This is a genomic window from Archangium violaceum Cb vi76 (genome assembly GCF_000733295.1).
GTDB lineage: Bacteria > Myxococcota > Myxococcia > Myxococcales > Myxococcaceae > Archangium > Archangium violaceum.
On the sequence record NZ_JPMI01000280.1, the window covers coordinates 40,973 to 63,723 of the forward strand.

General features: G+C 71.7%; 8 protein-coding genes. 7 read left to right on the forward strand and 1 reads right to left on the reverse strand.

Annotated features, from left to right (window positions below):
* Nucleotides 1–4 precede the first annotated feature (4 nt).
* The gene (locus tag Q664_RS39005; protein ID WP_052519202.1) at nucleotides 5–14,707 is read left to right on the forward strand and encodes a non-ribosomal peptide synthase/polyketide synthase; all 14,703 of its coding nucleotides are present in this window, start codon (nucleotides 5–7) and stop codon (nucleotides 14,705–14,707) included.
* Nucleotides 14,704–15,471, forward strand: coding sequence for an SDR family NAD(P)-dependent oxidoreductase (locus Q664_RS39010; RefSeq protein WP_043408097.1), 768 nt, complete (start codon nucleotides 14,704–14,706; stop codon nucleotides 15,469–15,471). Before Q664_RS39005 ends, Q664_RS39010 begins: the two co-directional genes overlap by 4 nt.
* Here Q664_RS39010 and Q664_RS39015 read toward each other — a convergent pair.
* Complete coding sequence (locus Q664_RS39015) at nucleotides 15,468–16,352, reverse strand: prephenate dehydrogenase/arogenate dehydrogenase family protein (protein ID WP_043408100.1); 885 nt, start codon at nucleotides 16,350–16,352, stop codon at nucleotides 15,468–15,470. The genes Q664_RS39010 and Q664_RS39015 overlap by 4 nt on opposite strands.
* A gap of 6 nt (nucleotides 16,353–16,358) precedes the next feature.
* Here Q664_RS39015 and Q664_RS39020 point away from each other — a divergent pair, with 6 nt between their 5' ends.
* From Q664_RS39020 to Q664_RS39040, 5 genes are all read left to right on the forward strand, one after another.
* The gene (locus tag Q664_RS39020) at nucleotides 16,359–17,162 is read left to right on the forward strand and encodes an SDR family NAD(P)-dependent oxidoreductase (RefSeq protein WP_200883828.1); all 804 of its coding nucleotides are present in this window, start codon (nucleotides 16,359–16,361) and stop codon (nucleotides 17,160–17,162) included.
* Between the two features lie 100 nt (nucleotides 17,163–17,262).
* The gene (locus Q664_RS39025; protein ID WP_043408102.1) at nucleotides 17,263–18,360 is read left to right on the forward strand and encodes a methyltransferase domain-containing protein; all 1,098 of its coding nucleotides are present in this window, start codon (nucleotides 17,263–17,265) and stop codon (nucleotides 18,358–18,360) included.
* 62 nt (nucleotides 18,361–18,422) lie between these two features.
* Nucleotides 18,423–19,874: an NAD(P)/FAD-dependent oxidoreductase gene (locus Q664_RS39030; protein ID WP_043408103.1), complete on the forward strand. Its 1,452-nt coding sequence runs from the start codon at nucleotides 18,423–18,425 to the stop codon at nucleotides 19,872–19,874.
* Nucleotides 19,875–19,888: 14 nt separating this feature from the next.
* Nucleotides 19,889–20,677 carry a GNAT family N-acetyltransferase gene (locus tag Q664_RS39035; RefSeq protein ID WP_043408105.1) on the forward strand — a complete coding sequence of 263 codons (789 nt, stop codon included), beginning with the start codon at nucleotides 19,889–19,891 and terminating at the stop codon, nucleotides 20,675–20,677.
* A gap of 197 nt (nucleotides 20,678–20,874) precedes the next feature.
* A partial coding sequence (locus Q664_RS39040; RefSeq protein WP_043408107.1) for a condensation domain-containing protein occupies nucleotides 20,875–22,751 on the forward strand: 1,877 nt, incomplete at its 3' end.

The window sequence follows — 22,751 nt, forward strand, 5'->3', positions numbered from 1 at the left end:
TCCGATGACCTCCTTCTCCACCCTCGTCGACATCCTCCGGACCCGCGCCACCCACACCCCCGATCGCACCGCGTACACGTTCCTGATGGACGGCGAGTCGGAGGCCGTCTCCCTCACCTACGCCGAGCTGGACCGGCGGGCACGCGCCATCGCCGCGAACCTCCAGGCGGCAGGTGCCGCCGGCGAGCGCGCGCTGCTGCTGTTCCCACCGGGGTTGGAGTACGTGGCCGCCTTCTGGGGCTGCCTCTACGCGGGCGCCATGGCCGTGCCCGCGTATCCGCCGGACCCCATGCGGCTGGGCCGCACCCTGCCGCGACTGCAGGCCATCATCGCCGACTCGCGCACCCGGGTGGCGCTCACGACGCGGGCCATCCTCGACTTCTCCGAGATGGTGTTCGCCGAGGCGCCCGAATTGCGCGCGCTGAACTGGGTGGCCACCGACGAGGTCTCCGCGAGCGGAGAGCATGCCTGGCGCGCACCGGGGCTGGATCGCTCCACGCTCGCCTTCCTCCAGTACACCTCCGGCTCCACCAGCACGCCCAAGGGCGTCATGCTGACGCACGGCAACCTGCTGGAGAACGAGCGGATGATCCAGTCCGCGTTCGAGCACGACGAGCGCTCCATCGTCGTGGGCTGGCTGCCGCTGTACCACGACATGGGACTCATCGGGAACATGCTCCAGCCGCTGTACCTGGGCGTTCCCTGCGTCCTGATGTCGCCGATGGACTTCCTGCAGAAGCCACTGCGCTGGCTCCAGGCCATCTCCACCTACCGCGCCACCACCAGCGGCGGACCCAACTTCGCCTACGACCTGTGCGTGCGGAAGATCTCCCCCGCCGAGCGGGAGACGCTGGACCTGCGCAGCTGGACGCTGGCCTTCTCCGGCGCGGAGCCGGTGCGCCGCGACACGCTGGATCGCTTCGTGGAGGCGTTCGGACCGTGCGGCTTCCGCCGCGAGGCGTTCTACCCCTGCTACGGCTTGGCCGAGGCCACCCTCATCGTCAGTGGTGGCCGCAAGGCGGAGCCGCCACGGGTCCGTGGTTTCGACACCCGCGCGCTGGCGCGGGACAGCGCCGTGCCCTCGAGCGGACCGGACGCGCAGCCGCTGGTGGGCTGTGGCCAGGCGCTCCCGAGCGAGCGCATCGCCATCGTGGACCCCACCACGCTCGCGCCCTGCGCACCGGGCAAGGTGGGGGAGATCTGGGTCGCGGGCCCGCACGTGGCCCAGGGCTACTGGAACCGGCCACAGGAGACCGAGGCGGCCTTCCACGCCACCCTGCCCGGCGGCGATGGCCCGTACCTGCGCACCGGGGACCTGGGTTTCCTCGACGGCGGCGAGCTGTTCGTCACCGGCCGGCTCAAGGACCTCATCATCATCCGCGGCGCGAACCACTACCCTCAGGACATCGAGCTGACGATGGAGCGCGCCCACCCGGCGGTGCGCCCCGGCTGCGGCGCAGCCTTCGCGGTGGAGGCGAATGGCGAGGAGCAGCTCGTCCTCGTGGCGGAGGTGGACACCCGCCGCGAGCCGGACACCGACGCACTCGGCGCCGCCCTGCGAGACGCGGTGGCCCGCGGACACGACCTCACCGCGCACGCGGTGGTACTGCTACCGCCCGGCTCCATCCCCAAGACCTCCAGCGGCAAGATCCAGCGCCGCGAGTGCCGCGCGGGTTTCCTCGCGGGCACCCTGCCCGCGCTCGCCACCTCCACCCTGCCGCGCGCCGCGGCCGCCCCCGCCGAGACGAAGGCGGACACCACTGATTTCGTCGCCTACCTGCGCGACGTGCTCGCCACCGCGCTGCGCATGCCCGCCGCCCAGGTCCGCACCGATCTGGCGCCCGCGGCGCTCGGCCTGGACTCGCTCGCCGCGGTGGACGTGCAGCACCGGCTGGACGAGGACCATGGCGTGACGCTGCCGGCGGCGGCGCTGCTCCAGGCGAACAGCCTGGACGCGCTCGCGCGGGAGCTCCAGGCGGCGAAAGCGGCGCGAGCCGATGAGCCGGCGCTCACCCACCGCGAGGCCACCTCCGAGCGCGCGCTGTCGTTCGCGCAGGAGCGGATGTTCTTCGCGGATCAGCTCGAGCCGGGGGGCTCGCTCTACAACGTACCCGCTTCGCTGCGCTTGAAGGGACGGCTGGACGCGGCCGCCTTGGGGCGCGCGCTGGGCGAGGTGCTTCGCCGGCACGAGGCGCTGCGTACCACCGTGCGTGTGGTGGAGGGCCACCCGGTGGGCCACCTCCAGCCCGCGGGGAACTTCGAGCTGCCGCTGGAGAGCCTGGAGCACCTGACGCCCCGCGAGCGCGAGGACACGGTGGAGCGGCACGTGCGCGAGGATGCGCGGCGGGCGTTCGACCTGGAGCACGGGCCGCTGCTGCGGGCCCGGCTGCTGCGGTTGTCGGCGGAGGACCACGCGCTCGTCCTCACGCTGCACCACATCGCCTGCGACGGCTGGTCCATGGGCGTGCTGCTGCGCGAGCTGTCCGCGCTCTACACGGCGTTCGCCGCGGGCGCCGCCTCTCCGCTGCCCGAGCCGCGCCTCCAGTACACGGACGTGACGTCGTGGCAGCGACGGCGGTTGGAGGGCGGGCTGCTGGAGCGGCAGCTCGCGTTCTGGCGGGAGCAGCTCCGCGGCGTCCCGGCGGTGCTGGAGCTTCCCACGGATCGCCCTCGCACTCCGGCGACCACCCGGCGCGGCGGCAGGCGGACGTTCAAGATTCCGGCTTTCGTGACGGACGCCCTCCAGGGGCTGGGCCGCCGTGCCGCCGTCACGCCGTACGTCACGCTGCTGGCTGCCTTCGACGTGCTGCTGTCGCGCTATACCCGGCAGACCGACGTGGTGGTGGGCGCGCCGGTGGCCAACCGCGCCCGCGCGCAGTCGGACAAGCTCATCGGCCTCTTCGTCAACACGGTGGCGTGCCGCGTGGACCTCTCCGGTGACCCCACCTTCCGCGAGCTGCTGGGACGGGCGCGCGGCGCGGTGCTGGGCGCCATGGCGAACCAGGACGCGCCATTCGAGCGCGTGGTGGAAGCCGCTGGAGCGCCGCGCATGCCGGGCCGCATGCCGCTGGTGCAGGTGATGCTCTCGTACGAGAACGTGCGCCTGCCGGAGCTCAAGCTGGGCGACGTGGAGGCCCGGCGGTTGGAGACGGACACCGGCGCGGCGCAGTTCGACCTCGCCGTGGACCTGGAGCCAGCCGGCGAGGGCATCCGCGGCGCGGTGGAGTACAGCGCCGACCTGTTCGACGCGGCCACCATCGACCGGATGATGGCCCAGTTCGTCACCCTGCTGGAGGCGGCGGTGCGCGACCCCGACTCGCCCATCAGCAAGCTGCCGCTGCTGCGCGAGGGTGACAAACGCCGGTTGCTCGACACCTGGGCCGGGCCGCGCACGCCCCTCCAGCCCGACCTGACGCTGACGCGCCGCTTCGAGGAGCAGGTGGAGCGCACGCCCGACGCGCCCGCGCTGGTGTTCCAGGACACGCGCCTGAGCTACCGGGAGCTGGACGAGCGCGCCAACCAGCTCGCCCACGAGCTGCGCGCCCAGGGCGTGGGCCCCGACGTGCTCGTGGCGCTGCTGCTGGAACCGTCCCTCGAGACGGTGGTGGGCATCCTCGGCGTGATGAAGGCCGGCGGCGCCTACGTACCGTTGGATCCATCGCACCCGGCCAGCCGGCTCGCGTCCATGCTGGCGGACAGCGGCGCCGCGGTGGTGCTCACGCAACAGGCGCTGGCGGCCGCCACCGCGTCGCATCCCCGCGTGCTGCGGATGGATGTGGAGGAGGACCAGGCTCGCCTCGCGCGGCACCCGGCCTCGCGTCTGGCACCCGGCACCGTGGGCGAGAACCTCGCCTACGTCATGTACACATCTGGCTCCACCGGCACGCCCAAGGGCGTGATGGTGCCCCTGCGCGGCGTGGCCAACCTGATGGAGGTGATGGCGCGCGCCTACGGCGGTCCGGGCAAGCGCATCCTCCAGGGCGCCGCCCTCACCTTCGATACCTCGGTGGAGGAGATCTTCGTCGCGCTGCTGTCCGGGGCGACGCTGTTCCTGGCGCCTCGCGAGACGCTGCTGCCCGGCCCCGAGCTGGTGCGGCTGCTGCGCGAGCAGCGCATCACCGCGCTCAACGAGACGGCGTCCGTGCTGGCACTGCTGCCGTCGGACGGACTGCCGGATCTGGAGGCGGTCATCACGGGCGGTGAGCTCTGCACGGCGGACATCGTCGCGCGCTGGCAGCCGGGCCGGAAGTTCATCAACGTCTACGGGCAGACCGAGACGACCATCGAGGTCACCACCGCCGAGTGCGTGCCCGGGGGCGAGCCGCCGCTGGGCCGGCCCGTGCAGAACACGCGGCTCTACCTGCTGGACGAGACCCTGGAGCCAGTGCCCGAGGGCGTGCCCGGCGAGGCGTACGTCGCGGGCGAGGGCATGGGCCGCGGCTACTTCGGCCGGCCGGATCTCACCGCCGAGCGCTTCCTGCCGGATCCGTTCTCCTATGAGCCGGGTGCGCGCATGTACCGCTCGGGAGATCTGCTGCGCTACACGCGCGACGGCCGGCTGGAGTTCCTCGGCCGCGTGGACGAGCAGGTGAAGATCCGCGGCATCCGCACCGAGCCCGCCGAGATCGCGGCGGCGCTGCGCCGGTGTGCTGGGGTGACCGAGGCCGCCGTCGTGCTGCGTGAAGACGGGCCACGCGGCCCCATGCTGGCCGCCTACGTGGTACCGGCCGCCGGGGCCACGCTCGATGCGGCGGAGCTGCGGCGCCAGCTCGAGCAGGTACTGCCGGACCACATGGTGCCGGGCGCGTACGCGTTCCTCGCGTCGCTGCCGCTCACCACCAACGGAAAGCTGGACCGCCGCGCCCTGCCCGCGCCCACCATCACCGTGGAGCCCGAGCGCGCCTATGTGGCGCCGCGGACGCCGGTGGAGGAGATCCTCGCCGGCATCTGGCGCGAGCTGCTGGGTGTGGAGCGCGCCGGAGTGGAGGACGACTTCTTCGAGCTCGGCGGGCACTCGCTGCTGGCCACGCGGCTCGCGGCGCGCGTGCGGGTGGCGCTGGGCGTGGAGTTGCCGCTGCGGGCGCTGTTCGAGGAGCCCACCATCGCCGGGCTGGCGCGCCGCGCCTCGGAGGCGCTGGGGTCCGCGGTGCCGCCCGTCGAGCGGGTGCCGCATGATGGAGACCGGCGTGAGCTCTCCTTCGGCCAGGAGCGGCTGTGGTTCGTGGACCGGCTGGAGCCGGGAAACACCGCGTACAACCTGGCCGGCGCGGTGCACCTGCGCGGGAGCCTGGATCGCGAGGCGCTGGTGCGCGGCGTCCGCGAGGTGGTGCGCCGTCACGAGGCGCTCCGCACGTACTTCCGCGAGGAGCAGGGCCGCCCGGTGGCGGTGGTGGCTCCCGAGGTGGGAGTGGAGGTTCCCACGCTCGACCTGCGCGGACTGCCGCCGGGCGAGCGCGAGGCGGAGGTGTCGCGGCTGGCGCGTGAGGAGGCGGTCCGCCCGTTCGATCTGGGCACCGCGCCCATGCTGCGCTCGCGGCTGCTGGAGCTGGACGAGCGCGAGCACGTGTTGCTCATCGCGATGCACCACATCGCCACGGACGGCTGGTCCACCGAGCTGTTCGTGCGCGAGCTGGCGGCACTCTACGGCGCGTTCCTGGAGGGAAAGCCCTCGCCGCTGCCAGAGCCGGCGCTGCAGTACGGCGACTTCGCCGCGTGGCAGCGCCGCTGGCTGTCCGGCGGAGAGCTGGAGCGGCAGCTCGCCTTCTGGAAGCGCGAGCTCTCTGGCGCGCCCGACGTGCTCCCCCTTCCCTCGGATCGCCCGCGGCCGCCGGTGCGGACGAGCCGGGGCTCCACCGCTACCTTCCGCGTGCCGGCCCCGGTGACGCGCGGCCTGCGGGAGCTGGCGCGCCGTGAGGGCGCCACGCTGTTCATGACGCTGCTGGCAGGCTACCAGGCGCTGCTGGCGCGGTACTCGGGCCAGGACGACGTGGTGGTGGGCACGCCCATCGCGGGCCGCCGCGGCGTGGAGCTGGAGGGGCTGATCGGCTTCTTCATCAACCAGCTCGCGCTGCGCGCGGACCTGAGTGGCAACCCCACCTTCCGCGAGGCGCTGGCGCGGGTGAAGCAGCGCGCGCTGGGCGCGTTCGCCCACCAGGACGTCCCCTTCGAGCAGGTGGTGGACGCGCTCGCGCCCGCGCGCGACTCCAGTTTCAGCCCGGTGGTGCAGGTGGGCTTCGCCTTCCTCAACTACCCGGAGGAGTCCTTCTCTCTGCCCGGCCTGTCGCTGTCCATTGAGGAGCTGGATCGCGGGGCGAAGCTGGATCTGACGCTCGAGCTGCGCGAGGAGGGCGAGGGCCTGTATGGCGTGCTCACCTACAGCACCGACCTGTTCGAGCGGGAAACCGTGGAGGGCATGGCGCGCCACCTGACCGCGCTGCTGGCGGGCGTGGCGGCGGCGCCGGACACCCGACTGTCGGCGCTACCGCTGCTCCCGAACGAGGAGCGGCACCAGGTCCTGGTGGATTGGAACGCCACCGCGCGCGAGCGGGCCCCCGAGGGTACCGTGGCCGGCCTCTTCGAGGCCCAGGCGGCGCGCACTCCGGACGCACCGGCGGTGACGTTCGAGGGTAGATCGCTCAGCTACCGCGAGCTGGACGCGCGCTCGGGCGAACTGGCGCGGGCGCTGCGTGGGCTGGGCGTGGGCCCGGACGCACGCGTGGGCCTGTGCGTCGGGCGCTCGGCGGAGGCAATCGTGGGCCTGCTGGGCGTGCTGAAGGCGGGCGCCGCATACGTGCCGCTCGACCCGGCGCTCCCGCGTGAACGGCTCACGTACATGCTGGAGGACTCGGGCGCGGAGGTGCTCGTCACCGAGTCGCGCCAGGCCGACGCGCTGCCGCCCGCCCGTCACGTGCTGTGGCTGGACCGGCCACTCCCGGCGTCCGGCCCCGTGGAGCCACGGACCACTCCTCCCTCCGAGCAGGGCCTCGCCTACGTCATCTACACCTCCGGCTCCACCGGCCGCCCCAAGGGCGTCGCCGTGGAGCACCGGCAGATCGTCCACTACGTGCGGGGCATCGTGGAGCGGCTCGGCCTACCCGAGGGCGCCTCCTACGGCCTCATCTCCACCCTCGCGGCGGACCTCGGCCACACCTCGCTGTACCCCTCGCTGTGCTCCGGCGGCTGCCTGCACCTCATTTCCGAGGAGCGGGCGAGGGATCCGCGCGCGCTCGCCGCGTACCTGCGCGAGCACCCCGTGGACGTGCTGAAGATCGTCCCCTCGCACCTGGAGGCGCTGCTGGGCGCGGAGGACACGAGGGACGTGCTGCCGCGTGCCCGGCTGGTGCTCGGCGGTGAGCCCTTCCCGTGGGAGCTGGTGGAGCGCGTGCGCGCGCTGGCCCCGGGGCTCGTGGTGTTCAACCACTACGGCCCCACCGAGACGACGGTGGGCGTCACCACGTACCGGGTGGACGGCGCGCGGCCGGGTTCCGCCACGGTGCCCATCGGGCGGCCCAATCCGGACACGCGGCTCTACGTCCTGGACCGCTGGATGAACCCGGTGCCGCCGCTCGTGCCGGGCGAGCTGTACATCGGCGGCCGGGGCGTGGCCCGTGGCTATGGTGCGCGTCCCGACGCCACCGCCGAGCGCTTCATGCCGGATCCGTTCTCCGCCGAGCCGGGGGCGCGGCTGTACCGCACCGGAGACCTGGTGCGCCAGTTGCGTGACGGCGCGGTGGAGTTCCTCGGCCGCATCGATCAGCAGGTGAAGATCCGCGGCTTCCGCGTGGAGCTGGGAGAGATAGAAGCGGCGCTGCGTGCGCAGCCGGGCGTGGGCGCCGCGGTGGTAGTGGCGAGAGAGGATCGCCCCGGAGACAAGCGGCTGGTGGCGTACGTGACGCCCGAGGGAGCGCCACGCGCGGCAACCGAACTGGCCGCGGCCCTGCGCCGCAACCTCCCCGACTACATGGTGCCGGGTGCGTTCGTGTGGCTGGAGGCGTTGCCGCTGTCGCCCAACGGCAAGGTGGACCGCCGCCGGCTGCCCGCCCCCGCCGCCACGCCGAAGGACAGCGCTCCCGAGGTGTTCCGCACGCCGACGGAACAGACGCTCGCCGCCATCTGGAGCGAGGTGCTCGAGTGCGGCCCGGTGCGGCGCACGGACAACTTCTTCGAGCGAGGCGGCCACTCCCTGCTGGCCATCCGGGTGCTCACCCGCGTGCAGCAGATGTTGGGCGTGCAGCTCCCGGTGCGGGTGCTGTTCCAGGAGCAGACGCTGGAGCGGCAGGCCGAGGCGGTGGACACCGCGCTGCGCTCCCGCGCGGGCACGGCGCTGCCGCCACTGGAGGCGCACCCCGCGAACGGGCCCACGCCGCTGTCCTTCGCGCAGGAACGGCTGTGGTTCCTGGACCGGCTGGAGCCGGACAGCACCTCGTACAACATGCCGGCCGTCGTCCGGCTGGACGGAGCACTGGATGTTCCGGCGCTGGAGCGTGCCCTCTCCGAGGTGCTGCGGCGCCACGAGGTGCTCCGCTCCTTCTTCGTGGAGCAGCAGGGCCGGCCCGCCCAGGTGGTGCGCCCGCACGTGCCGCTCGAGCTGCCGGTGGTGGAGCTGCCACGCGACGAGGCCGAACGCGCCGCTGGCGAGGAGTTGCGCCGCCCGTTCAAGCTGGACGAGGGCCCACTGCTGCGCGCCCGCCTCTTCCGCGTGGGCGCGGAGGAGCACCTGCTCTCCGTCACCATGCACCACATCGTCTCGGACGGGTGGTCGCTGGGCGTCATCGTGCGCGAGCTGGCCGCGCTCTACGAGGCCTTCACACGCGGCGCGCCGTCGCCCCTGCCGGAGCTGCCGCTGCGGTATTCGGACTTCGCGCGCTGGCAGCGCGACTGGCTCCAGGGCGAGGCACTCGACACGGAGCTGCGCTACTGGAAGGAGCGGCTCGCGGGCGCACCGGCCTCCATTGATCTGCCCACGGACAGACCCCGGCCCGCGGTGCTCCGCTACCGTGGCGCCTTCCGGCCGGTGCGGGTGCCCGCCGCGATCACCACCGCGCTCGAGGCGCTGGGCCGGCGTGAGGGCGCCACCCTGTTCATGACGGCGCTCGCCGCCTTCAACGTGCTGCTGTCGCGCTACAGCGGCCAGCGGGACGTGTGCGTCGGCACGCCGGTCGCGGGACGGGACCACGTTGGCACGGAGGGGCTGGTCGGCTTCTTCGTCAACACGCTGGTGCTGCGCACGGACCTCTCCGGCTCGCCTGGCTTCCGCCAGCTCCTCTCGCGCGTGCGCGAGTCCGCCCTGGGCGCCTACAGCCACCGCACCCTGCCCTTCGGCAAGCTGGTGGAGGCGCTCAATCCGGCGCGCGATACCAGCCGCTCGCCGCTGTTCCAGGTGATGTTCACCCTGGACTCCTCGCCGGTGCGCGACGTCCGCCTGGGACAGGTGCGCATGCGCCCCTCCCCTGTGGTGGACACCGGCGCCGCCCAGTTCGACCTCTCGCTGGACCTCGACACGGTGGACGGCGAGCTCACCGGCCGGCTGGAGTACAACACCGACCTGTTCGACGACTCCACCATCGACCGGATGGTGGGCCACTTCCTCGCGCTGCTGGAGGAGGTCACCCGCTCGCCCGACGCACCGCTGGACGGGCTCGCGATGGTGCGAGGGGCGGAGCGCCGCACGCTGCTGCGCGACTGGAACGCCACCGCCGCGCCCGAGGCCGGCCAGGGGTGGATCCACGAGCGCATCGCCGCCCAGGCGGCGCTCACGCCGGACGCGGTGGCCCTCCAGTTCGAGGGAACCCACCTCACCTACCGCGAGTTGGACGAGCGAGCGAACCGGCTCGCCCACCACCTGCGCTCGCTGGGCGTGCGCGAGGAGGACCGGGTGGGTCTGTTCCTCGAGCGCTCCCTGGAGTTGCTGGTGGGCATCCTCGGCACGCTGAAGGCCGGCGCCGCCTACGTGCCGTTGGATCCGTTGTACCCGAAGGACCGGCTCGACCACATGCGCCGGAGCGCCGGCATGCGCGCGCTGCTGACGCAGGAGAAGCTGGCACCGAGGCTGGACACGCCGGGCGTCCCGGTGGTGCGGCTGGACGCGGACGCGGCGCGGCTCTCCGCCTGCCCCGCGCATGCGCCCGAGGTGAGGCTCCACGGCGACAACCTGGCGTACGTCATCTTCACCTCCGGCTCCACCGGCCAGCCCAAGGGCGCGATGAACAACCACCGCGCCATCAAGAACCGGCTCGAGTGGGCCCAGGCGCGCCACGGGCTGACCCCGGAGGACCGCGTTCTCCAGAAGACGCCCTTCAGCTTCGACGTCTCCGTCTGGGAGCTGATCTGGCCGCTGATGGTGGGCGCGCGGCTGGTGATCGCCCCTCCCGGTGCGCACCAGGACAGCCGTGAGCTGGCACGGATCATCGCGCGCGACGGCATCACCCTCACGCACTTCGTGCCCTCCATGCTGCGCGTGTTCCTCGACGAGCCCGAGGCGGCCCGGTGCGTCGGCCTGCGGGGCGTCATCTGCAGCGGCGAGGCGCTGCCCGCGGATCTGGCGGAGCGCTTCCACCAGCGGCTGGGCGCGGAGCTGCACAACCTGTACGGCCCCACCGAGGCGGCGGTGGATGTCACCGCCTGGCAGTGCCATCCCGGTGACCGCCGCGTCAACGTTCCCATCGGCAAGCCCATCTCCAACGTGGGGATGTACATCCTCGATGGTGCGCTCGAGCCGGTGCCCGCCGGAGTGCCGGGCGACCTGTACATCGGCGGCGTGGCGCTCGCGCGCGGCTACGTGGGCCGTCCGGACCTGACGGCGGAACGCTTCATCCCGGATCCGCACGCCACCGAGCCCGGTGCCCGGCTGTACCTGACGGGCGATCGTGCCCGCTACCTGCCGGACGGGAACATCGAGTTCCTCGGCCGCGCGGACCATCAAGTGAAGCTGCGCGGATTGCGCATCGAGCTGGGAGAGATCGACCTGGCGCTCGCGGAGCATCCATCCGTGGCCGAGGCGGTGGTGCTGGTGCGTCCGAACCAGGCGGGAGAGCCCATCCTGGCGGCGTACGTGGTGCCCGCGGGCGCGGCGCCGGACGTGGGCGAGCTGCGGTCCCACCTGGAGGCGCGGCTGCCCCCGTACATGGTGCCAGCGGCGTTCATGTTCCTGGCGGAGATGCCGAAGAACGTCAACGGCAAGCTGGACCGGCGCGCGCTCCAGGCCATGGAGCCGCACGCCCCCACCGGCCCACTCACCCCGCCGCGCACACCGATGGAGGTGCTGGTGGCAGGCGTGTGGAGCGCCGTGCTGGGCCACGAGCACATCGGCGTGGAGCAGGGCTTCTTCGACCTGGGCGGCCACTCGCTGATGGCGACGCAGGTGGTGGCACGGCTGCGTGACGCGCTGGGCGTGGAGATACCGCTGCGCGCGCTGTTCGAAGCACCCACCCTCTCGCGCTTCTCCGCGCGGGTGGAGGAGCTGTCTCGCGGCCTGCGCCGCGCGGCGGATCTACCGCTACTGCCGGTGGCGCGTCCGGAGGGCCATGCGCCGCTGTCCTTCTCGCAGGAGCGGCTGTGGTTCCTGGAGCAGCTCGTCCCGGACACCGCCGTCTTCAACCTGGGCGGCGCGGTGCGGATGCGCGGGCGGCTGGATCCGGCCGCGCTGGAGCGGGCCATCCAGGGCGTGGTGCGGCGCCACGAGGTGCTGCGCAGCCGCTTCATCCAGGTGGACGAGCGCCCGGTTCAGGTGGTGGAGCCCCAGGCGCACGTTCCGCTGCCGGTGGTGGACCTGAGCGGCGTTCCGTCCGAGCGGCGCGAGGCCGAGGTGGAGGCGCGGATGCGCGAGGAGGCGTGCCGCCCGTTCGACCTCACCCGCGCGCCGCTGCTGCGGCTGACGCTGCTGCGCTGCGCGGAGGAGCAGCACGTCCTGTGCGTCTGCATGCACCACATCATTTCGGACGGCTGGTCCATCGAGCTCTTCGTCCGCGAGGTGGCGGCGCTCTATGACGCTCAGCGCTCCGGCGTGGAGGCGGCGCTGGAGCCGATGGCGCTGCAGTACGGTGACTTCGCGCACTGGCAGCGCCAGTGGCTGGGGGGCGAGCAGCTCGCCAGCCAGCTCCAGTACTGGAAGGAGCACCTCACCGGGGCCCAACCCTTCCTGGACCTGCCCACCACGCACCGCCGCCCGCCCGTGCAGACGTTCCACGGCGCGGAGGCCACGTTCGTCCTTCCCCCGGCACTGTGGGACGGCGTGCGCGAGCTCAGCCGCCGCTCGGGCGTCACGCCCTTCATGACGTTGTTCGCGGCCTTCAACGTGCTGCTGTCCCGCTACGCGCGGCAGTCGGACGTGGTGGTGGGCATCTCGGTGGCCAACCGCACGCGCGCGGCCATGGAGAAGCTCATCGGCTGCTTCATCAACGTGCTCGCGGTGCGCACCGACCTGTCCGGCTCGCCTGCCTTCCTGGAGCTGCTGGGCCGCGTGCGCACGGGCCTCCTGGGCGCCTACGCCCACCAGGACATCCCCTTCGAGCGGCTGGTGGCCGAGCTACATCCCCCGCGGGATCTCAGCCGCACGCCCATCTTCCAGGTCATGTTCGACCTGAAGAACTTCGACCGCTCCGCGCTCGCGCTGGAGGGGCTGGAGCTGGAGCTGGTGGAGATCGACCGCGGCAGCGCCAAGTACGATCTCACGCTCGGGATGAAGGAGGGCCCCGAGGGGTTGGTGGGCCACTGGGAATACAACACCGCCCTCTTCGACGCGGCCACCATCGCGCGGATGGCGGGCCACCTTCGGAGCCTCCTGGAGGTGCTGGTGGCCCGGCCCGAGACCCGGGTGGACGCGGTGCCACTGCTCTCCGCGGAGGAGCGCCAGCAGGTGCTGGCCTGGAGTGGCCCGAACCGCCATTTCGAGCCCCGCGAGGGACTCCCCCAGCGCTTCGAGCGGCAGGTGGAGCGCGCGCCCGCCGCCATCGCGCTGGTGGACGGCGAGCGGCGCTACCGCTACGACGAGCTGAACCGCCGCGCCAACCAGCTCGCGCACGCGCTGCGCCACCGGGGCGTGGGCCCCGACACATTGGTGGGCCTGTACACCGAGCGCTCGGCGGACACCGTCGTCGGACTGCTCGCCATCCTCAAGGCCGGCGGCGCCTACGTGCCGCTGGATCCGGCCTACCCGCCCGATCGCGTGGAAATGATGCTGGAGGACAGCGGCGCCCGGGTGCTCCTCACCCAGCGCGCGCTCATCGGCCAGCTCTCCCGCCCGCCGCCGGAGGTGCTGCTACTGGACGACGAGGCCACCTTCACCGGCCCCGCCGACAACCCCACCCCCGCGGCCTCACCCGGGAACCTCGCCTACGTCATCTACACCTCGGGCTCCACCGGTAGACCCAAGGGTGTGCCGGTGACCCATGGCAATGTGGTCCGTCTATTCGATGCCACCGACCGCTGGTTCCGCTTCGACGAGCGCGACGTGTGGACGCTGTTCCACTCGTTCGCCTTCGACTTCTCCGTCTGGGAGATCTGGGGCGCGCTGCTCCACGGCGGCCGGCTGGTGGTGGTGCCCGCGCACGTCGCGCGCTCGCCATCGGACTTCTACGGGCTGCTGTGCCGCGAGCAGGTGACGGTGCTCAACCAGACGCCCTCGGCATTCCAGCATCTGATCGCCGCGGACGAGGCATCCACTCCGCTGCAGGCGCTGGCATTGCGGCTGGTCATCTTCGGCGGCGAGGCGCTGGAGCCAGGCTCGCTCAAGCGCTGGTACGAGCGCCATGACGACTGGGCACCGCGCCTGGTGAACATGTACGGCATCACCGAGACGACCGTGCACGTCACCTACCGGCCCATCTCCGCGATGGAGATCCGCCAGCCGATCGCCAGCGTCATCGGCGCGCCCATTCCCGACCTGCGGCTCTACATCCTCGACGAGCACCTCCAGCCCGTGCCGGTGGGCGTGTTCGGGGAGATCCACGTGGGCGGTGCCGGCCTGGCACGCGGCTACCTGAACCGCCCCGAGCTGACGGCGCAGCGCTTCGTGCCGGATCCCTTCTCGGACGTGCCGGGCTCGCGGCTGTACCGCTCGGGAGATCTGGCGCGCTTCCTGTCCAACGGGGACGTGGAGTACCAGGGCCGTGCGGATCTCCAGGTGAAGATCCGCGGCTTCCGCATCGAACTGGGCGAGATCGAGGCGGCGCTCGCGCGCGAGCCGTCGCTGCGCACCAGCGTGGTCATCGTGCGCGAGGACACCCCGGGCGACAAACGCCTGGTGGCCTACGCGGTGCCGGCGGGCGAGCGTCCCGCGGTGGCGGAGCTGCATGCGTCGCTGCGCAAGCGGCTGCCGGACTACATGGTGCCCACCTTCGTCTTCCTGGACGCGCTGCCACTCACCAGCAACGGCAAGGTGGATCGCCGCGCGCTGCCCGCCCCCAGCAGCGAGCGTGCCGGGGACGAGTCCTTCGTGGAAGCCGCCAATCCCACCGAGGAGGTGGTGGCCAGGATGTTCGCCGAGGTGCTGCGCGTGGCGCGCGTGGGCACGCGGGACAACTTCTTCGAGCTGGGTGGACACTCCCTGCTGGCCGCGCAGCTCGTCACGCGGCTGAAGAAGACGTTCCAGGTGGAGGTGCCGCTGCGGACGCTCTACGAGTCGCCCACGGTGGAGGAGATCGCGCTGACCATCGAGATGATGCTGCTCGACGAGATCGAGAAGTCGGAGTCCGGAGGAAACGGGACATGAAGGTGAGCGAGCTGAAGGTGGTGGTGACGGGCGCCGCGGGCGGGCTGGGGCGGCACTTCTGCCTGTCGCTGTGCCGCGAGGGCGCCTCGGTGGCGGCGGTGGACCTGAACGCGGACGGGCTGGTGTCGCTGGCGCGCGAGGCGGAGGGCCTGCCGGGGAAGCTGCGGACGTACTCGGCCGACGTCACCCGCCCGGAGGACACGGGCGAGGTGGTGCGGCGGGCGCAGGCGGAGCTGGGCCCACTCAACGGGCTGGTGAACAACGCCGGCATTGCCCGCGACGGGCGGCTGCTCAAGGTGGACGAGCGGCGCGAGGAGGTCCTCCGGATGCCGCGCGAGCAGTGGCAGAAGGTGCTCGACGTGAACCTCACCGGGCCGTTCTACATGGCGCGTGAGGTGGCGGCGGCGATGGTCGAGTCGAAGACGCGGCCCGGCATCATCATCAACATCTCGTCCATCTCCCGCCACGGCATCGTCGGACAGGCCAACTACTCGGCGGCCAAGGCCGGCGTGGCGGTGAGCAGCCGGGTGTGGGCCCAGGAGCTGGCGCCCTTCGGCATCCGCGTGGTGGCCATCGCGCCGGGCTTCGTGCGCACCGGCCTCATCGGCGTGATGAGCAAGGAGGCGCTGGAGGACGTCGTCTCGCGCGTGCCGATGGAGCGGCTGGGCGAGCCGGAGGAGATCTACGCCGGCCTGCGCTTCGCCATCGAGTGCGACTACTTCAACGGCCGCTGCCTGGACATCGACGGCGGACTGGGTGTCTAGCCCGGCTTGAACGGCACGGCGAACAGCCGGGCGCACAGGTCCCGCAGCACCGGGGCCTCACTCCCCAGCGGCTCCGCGCTCCGCGTGAACATCTCGCGGAACGCGTGCTCGTCCGCCACCACGCCCTCCAGCTTCCGCAGGCCCTCGGCCAGCGCTTCGCGCGCGGCGGGGGCGAACGGATTGGCGCGTTGGATCTCCCAGTACACCTCCGGGTTGGCCCCGGTGATGCGGGCGAGCAGCCCCAGCAGCAGCCGGTGCGGCGGAGTGGTGGCGTCGGAGATCCACCGCGGTTGATAGTCGAGCTCGCGGAGGGCCAGCCCGAAGGCGAGCACCGCGGCGTGGGTGGCCGTCTGGATGCAGGCCATGGACCGATCGTGCTCCTCGGCGGTGAAGGGCACCACGCGGCCGCCCCACCCTTCCATCAGCGCCACGAACTCCCGCGCCAGCTCCCCGCCGCACTCGCCCACCACGGCGACGTTCTGCCCGCGAAAGGGGACGCTGGGGGCGAACAACGGGTTGATGCTGAGGAACTCCACCGCGCGCGCGTCGCGCCCGGCGCGCTCCACGATCTCCGACTTCACGGAGCTGGTGTCCACGAAGAGGGCACCCGAGCGCATCGCGGGGACGACGGCGCCGAGCGCGGCGAGGATCGCGGGCTCCGGGAGGGCGGCCAGCACGCAGTCCGCGCCGGCCGCCTGGCGCAACAGCTCTGGCGAGGGAGCGCTCACGTCGGCGCGCAGGTAGTCAGACAGGGACTCGTCCGCGCGCGTCTCGCCGAGATCCGCGCCGACGACGATCCGGCCTTCACCAGCGAGCAGGCGGGAGAACGCACGCCCGACCGCGCCGTTGGCGCCGAGCAGGAGAATGCGGGTAAGGGGCATTCGCGCATGATAATGAGCGAGACGATGCAGCGGGATACGAAAAGCAGTGGCCGGGTGGCGCTCGTCACCGGCGCGTCAAGCGGCTTCGGGCTGCTCACCTCGGTGGAGCTGGCGCGCAATGGCTATACGGTCTTCGCCACCATGCGAGACACCACCCGCCGCGGCGAGCTCGACGAGGCGGCGCGCGAGGCCGGCGTCGAGGTGCGGGTGCTCCGGTTGGACGTGACGGACGAGGCGTCCATCTCCAGCGCGGTGGACGAGGCGCTGCGGAGCGCCGGCCGCATCGACGTGCTCGTCAACAACGCGGGCTATACCCTGGACGGTTACTTCGAGGACGTGTCCACGGCGGAGCTGCGCGAGCAGTTCGAGACGAACGTCTTCGGCCTGGCGGCGGTGACGCGCGCGGTGCTGCCCGCCATGCGCCAGCGCGGCGAGGGCACCCTCATCAACGTCTCCTCGCTCTCCGGGCGTCACCCGGGCCCCGGCTACTCCGCCTACTGTGCGTCCAAGGCGGCGGTGAGCGCGCTGAGCGAGTCGCTGCGCGAGGAGCTGGCGCCGTTCGGCATCCACGTGGTCCTCGTGGAGCCGGGTGGCTACACCGGGACGAACATCCTGCGGCGCAACCGCCGGCTGCCTGCCCTCGCGATGGATCCCACCTCGCCGTACCATCCGATGACGCAGGCCCTGGAGGCGGAGATGCAGGGGCTGGCCGCCAGGCCCAAGGGCAATCCGCGCGAGGTGGCACTCGCCATCGTCGAGGCCGCCAATGATCCGCGGGCCTGGCCGCGCCGCGAGCTGAAGGCGAAGTAGGCCCGGTTTCACGCTTCGCCAAGGTACTTCACGCCCCGTCCCGGTACCTGCACCCACCCCACGCCCGGGCGGTATCCTCCTCTCGCTCCTCGTGACTTCCATGCCCATCAGCTACTTCGCCCATCTCCGCTGCCCCCGCTGTCACGCCTCTCTGGCCGAAGCGGCCGACGCGCTCCGCTGTCAGGGGTGTGAGCAGCGTTACCCGCTGATGCAGAACGGCGCCTTCCCGGTGCTGGTGCCGGAGCCGAAGCCGTACCTGGCGGAGAACCTGACGCAGTTCGCGCGGTTCGGCCGCGAGCGGCGCGGGTTCGCATGGATGATCGACGAGGCCCTGACGGCGCACCCGTGGCGCGAGACAACGCTCCGGCCGCTCCACTCGGCGCTGCTGCGCAACCTGGAGACGACGGACTCGCTCGGGGCGGAGATCGCCGCGCAGCGGTCTCCAGAGGAGCACGCCGCGGCGGGTGGCGAGCCCCAAGATCCCACGAGCGGGCAGGCCGATTACGGGCCGGAGCTCCTCGGCTTCGTGCAGACGGACTGGTCCGACGCGCCGGAGATGGTCGCGCAGCGCGCCACCGTGATGGAGAAGGTGGGTGGAATGCTGGACCGCTTCTCCAGCGGAGGCCCCGCGCTGCTGCTGGGAGGCGGCGCTGGCCGCGCCTACTACGATCTCGCGCCCCGCTTCGAGCGGCTGATGGGCTGCGATCTCTGCTACACGTACGTCTCGCTGTACCACCGGGTGCAACGCGCGCCGGTGCCGCTGGCGGAGATCCACTTCCCCACGATTGCGACCGATGTGGTGGCGACCCCCTTCGTGGCCCAGCGGCCGGCGGACGGCGAGCGCACGCACGATGCCTACTTCGTGGCGGACGCCACCCGGCTGCCGGTCGCGGACGCGTCGCAGCGCACCGTCATCTCCATCTACTTCAGCGACTGCGTCCCGTTCCCCGCGCTGGTGCGGGAGCTGCACCGGGTGCTGGAGCCCAACGGCACCTTCGTCAGCTACGGCCCCATGATCCACCGCTCGGTGCCGCCCACCGGGTGGTTCACGCCCTCGGAGGTGATGGCCATCGCGCGCCAGGCCGGCTTCGAGTGCGAGTTCCAGGAGTGGAGCGAGCTTCCGTTCCGCGAGTCCCCCCACCACGGCATCCGCACCACGCACCGCGTGTGGGCGTACACGCTGCGCAAGCGCGGCTGAGCCGGCGGCCGTTCCCCTTCTTCCAGAGCAACACTCCAGAGCAGCACTCAAGGAGCCGTTTCATGTCGTCCTCGTTCGATGTGGTGATTGTTGGCAATGGCGCGCTGGGGCACGCGACCGCGCGCGCCCTGATCTCGGCGGACCCATCCCTGAAGGTGGCGGTGGTGGGCCAGGCGCACCGGCCAACGGGCGCCTCGCCCGCCTCGGGCGCGATGCTCGGGACCTTCGGCGAGGTGACGGCCCCGCTCATCCGCAGCCACTACGGCCGCACCAAGGTGGAGCTGGCCGTCCGTGCCTCGCACCTGTGGGACGAGTGGGTGGCTGGCCTCAACGCGGAGCTACCGGCCGAGCAGCAGCTGGAGATCAAGCGCGGCACCTTCGTCATCAACAACAACCTGTCCGGGCAGATCGAGGACGAGAACTACACGGCCATCATCGCCACGCTGCGCAAGTACGAGGAGAAGTGGGAGGAGGTGGATCCCTCCGCCATCCCCGGGCTCCAGCCGGCCGCGGACAGCCGCCCGCTGCGCGCGCTCTTCATCCCGCGCGAGGGCACCGTTGACTCCGGCCGCCTGCTGGCCGCGTACGGCGCGGTGGCGGGGCGCTCGCAGCGCCTGCGCGTGGTGGAGGACGGCGTGAGGACGCTGCGAATCCACAACGGCAAGGTGGAGGGTGTGGAGACGCTGGGAGGCGAGGTGCTCACCGGCTCGCACGTGGTGCTGGCGGCGGGCATCGGCACCCAGGGGCTGTTGGATCAGCACCCGGACCTGGCACGGCGCATCCCCCGGCTGTTCGCGGGAGGCGGCACCTCGGTGCTGCTGGAGGCGGACATGCCCATCACCCCGCACGTGGTGCGCACCCCCAACCGCGCCTTCGCCTGTGGCCTGCACGCGGTCCCCCGCTCCGAGCGCACCGTCTACGTGGGCGCCACCAACCACATCACGCCCCGCCCGTTCGAGCGCGCCAACGTGAGCGACATGTACTTCCTGCTCGAGTGCGCGATGGATCAGCTCCACCAGGGGCACCAGTCCTCGCGGCTGGTGACGTGGAACTCGGGCAACCGTCCGGTGAGCATCGACGGGTGCCCGCTGATCGGGCCCACCTCGGTGTCCGGGCTGTGGATGCTGACGGGCACGTACCGCGACGGCCTGCACCTGTCCCCGCTGCTGGCGCAGGACATGGCGCGGCGGATCCTCGGCCGCGAGCCGCTGTACGAGAACCTCTTCGCCCCGGAGCGCCAGCCCATCTGCACGCGCACGCGCGAGGAGGCGATCGAGGACGGCATCCGCCACTACGAGGCGGTGGGCTACGAGCACCGGATGACCATCCCGCGCGTGGGCTGGCACGTCACCTTCCAGCGCATGTACCGGAACACGCTGGCCAGCGTGTATGACGCCCTCGAGTCCGACTACGTGATTCCGCCGGAGTTCGTCCCCATGATCGACAACGATCGCAAGCACTGGGTACCGTTCCTGCGCGAGTACTACCGCAACATCAAGGCGGCCCACGGCTAGGAGCCCCTCCCTTCATGGACATTCCCCGCGTCCTCGAGCTCTATGACCAGCAGCTCCGCCGCGACTTCCGCCTGAAGGAGCCGGGAGTGGTGGTCGAGTACGCGGAGGGCATCACCCGGGTGGTCGGTCCGGGCGCGGAGCCGCACGACAATTGCGTGCTCTACGCCCACGGCACACCCGGCTCCGCCGACGCGCTCATCTCGGCCCAGGTCGAGTACTTCCAGCGGCTGGGCCACGCGTTCGAGTGGAAGCACCACGCGCACGATGTGCCGGCGGACCTGCCCGAGTGCCTGGCGAAGCACGGCTTCATCGCCGAGGAAACCGAGGCGCTGCTGGTCCTCGAGCTCCCGCGGACGCTGCCGGCACGTGCGCTGGAGGGAATCCGCATCGAGCGTATAACGGAGCCAGCGCGGCTGTTCGACATCAACGCCATCAAGGCGGAGGTGTATCCGGACGAGAAGCCGTGGATCGCCCAGGCACTGGGGCCGGAGCTGGCGGCGGCACCGGAGGGCCTGCGGGTCTACATCGCCTACGAGGGCCCGAGGCCGGTGTCGGCCGGGTGGATGCGCCTGCACGAGGGCACCGCCTTCGCGAGCCTGTGGGGCGGCTCCACCCTGCCGAGCCACCGCCGCCGCGGCATCTATCAGGCGCTGGTGGCCCTCCGGGCCGAGCAGGCCCGTGCGTTGGGCTACCAGTACCTCACGGTGGACGCGGGCCCGGAGTCTCGGCCCATCCTGGAGCGGCTCGGCTTCCGCGTGGCCACCCTGACCACGCCGTTCATCTGGCGTGGCAGCAGGATGTAGCGGGGGCCCAGTCCCCTGACCGCTCCTGGAGTCCAGCACTCAGGCCCCCTCGCCTTGTAGGGGACATTCGGTTGCACCTACGCTCTGGGCGCCCGCGCACCCTCACGGAGGGTGCACCCCGATGACGTCGCACGCGAGGGCCAGGGCCGCCTCTCCAACTCTCAGTCCGACGATTCAACCCAGAAGGACTCCGCCAAATGAGTGACGTCTACGACCGCCTCGCATCGCTCCCTCCCGAGAAGCGGGAGCTGCTGTTGCGTCAGCTTCGTCAAAAGCAGGCTGGCAACGTCAAGACGGGCATTCCCCCTCGGCCGCGCGACACGGACACGCATCCGCTGTCCTTCGCCCAGCAGCGGCTGTGGCTGCTGGACCAGCTCCAGCCGGGCAGCCCCCTCTACAACGTTCCCGTGGCCATCCGGCTCAGCGGGGCGCTGGACGTGGCGACGCTGGAGCGGTGCTTCAACGAGCTGCTGCGGCGTCACGAGTCGCTGCGCACCACGTTGCGCTCGGAGCAGGGCCAGCCAGTGCAGGTCATCGCGCCCCAGGCGGAGCTCGCCCTGGAGACGGCGGACCTGCGGGCGCTGCCCGCCGCACAGCACGACGCCGAGGTGCGGCGGCTGGCGCTGGAGGAGGCGCGCAAGCCCTTCGACCTGGAGCGGGGTCCCCTGCTGCGCGCCCGCCTGCTGAGCTTGCCGGAGCAGGAGTGCGTGCTGCTGCTGACCATGCACCACATCGTCTCGGACGGCTGGTCCATGGGCGTGCTGGTGCGTGAGATGGGCATGCTCTACGCGGCCTTCACGCAGGGCCAGCCCTCGCCGCTGATGGAGCTGGCGGTGCAGTACGTGGACTACGCCTCCTGGCAGCGCGAGTGGCTGCGGGGCGACGTGCTGTCCAAGCAGCTCGACTACTGGCGCAAGCAGCTCGCGGGCGCCTCGCGGGTGCTGGAGCTGCCCACCGACAAGCCTCGCCCGCCCCGGCCCTCCTTCCAGGGCGCCTCGAGCTCGCGGCCACTGCCCACGGCGCTCTCCGAGTCCATCAAGGCCCTGGCCCAGAAGGAGGGCGCCACGCCCTTCATGGTGCTGCTGGCCGCCTTCCAGGTGCTGCTCTCGCGCTACTCGGGGCAGGACGACATCTGCGTGGGCTCGCCCATCGCCGGCCGCAACCGCGGCGAGCTGGAAGATCTCATCGGCTTCTTCGTCAATACGCTGGTGCTGCGCACCCGGCTCTCGCCCCAGCAGAGCTTCCGCGAGCTGCTCGCCCAGGTGAAGGAGATGATGCTGGGCGCGTATGCCCACCAGGACGTCCCCTTCGAGAAGCTCGTCGAGGAGCTCCAGCCCCAGCGTGACCTGAGCCGCTCGCCGCTCTTCCAGGTCATGTTCGCCGTGCAGAACGCTCCGATGCCGGAGCTGAACCTGCCGGGGCTGAAGATGCGCCCGGTGACGTTGGAGAGCGAGTCGTCCAAGTTCGACATGACGGTCGCCTTCACGGAGCGGGCGGAGGGCTTCCTCGCGGAGGTGGAGTACAGCACCGACCTGTACGAGTCCTCCACCCTCCAGCGCATGCTGGAGCAGATGCAGCTGCTGCTGGAGGGCATCGTCGCCTCGCCTGAGCGCAAGCTGCGCGAGCTGTCCCTGCTCAGCACGAACGAGCGCCAGCGGCTCCTCGTCGATTGGAATCAGACCCACACCGAATTCCCACGCCAGCGGAACATCCACCAGCTCTTCGAGGAACGGGTACGCCTGCATCCCGAGAGCGTGGCCCTGGAGTTCGGCGAGACGCGGCTGTCCTACGGTGAGCTCGACACACGCGCCAACCAGCTCGCCCATCTGCTGGCCTCGAAGGGCGTGTGCTCCGGGGACCTCGTCGGCATCTGTGTCGAGCGCTCCGCCGACCTCGTCGTCGGCCTGCTCGGCATCCTCAAGGCCGGTGCCGCCTACGTCCCGCTCGACCCCGCCTACCCCCAGCAGCGCCTGACGTTCATGCTGGAGGACACCCGGGCCCACGTCGTCGTGGCCTGGCGCCACCTCGCTCAGGCCCTGCCCCTGGGCGACCGCTCCCTCATCTGCCTCGATGA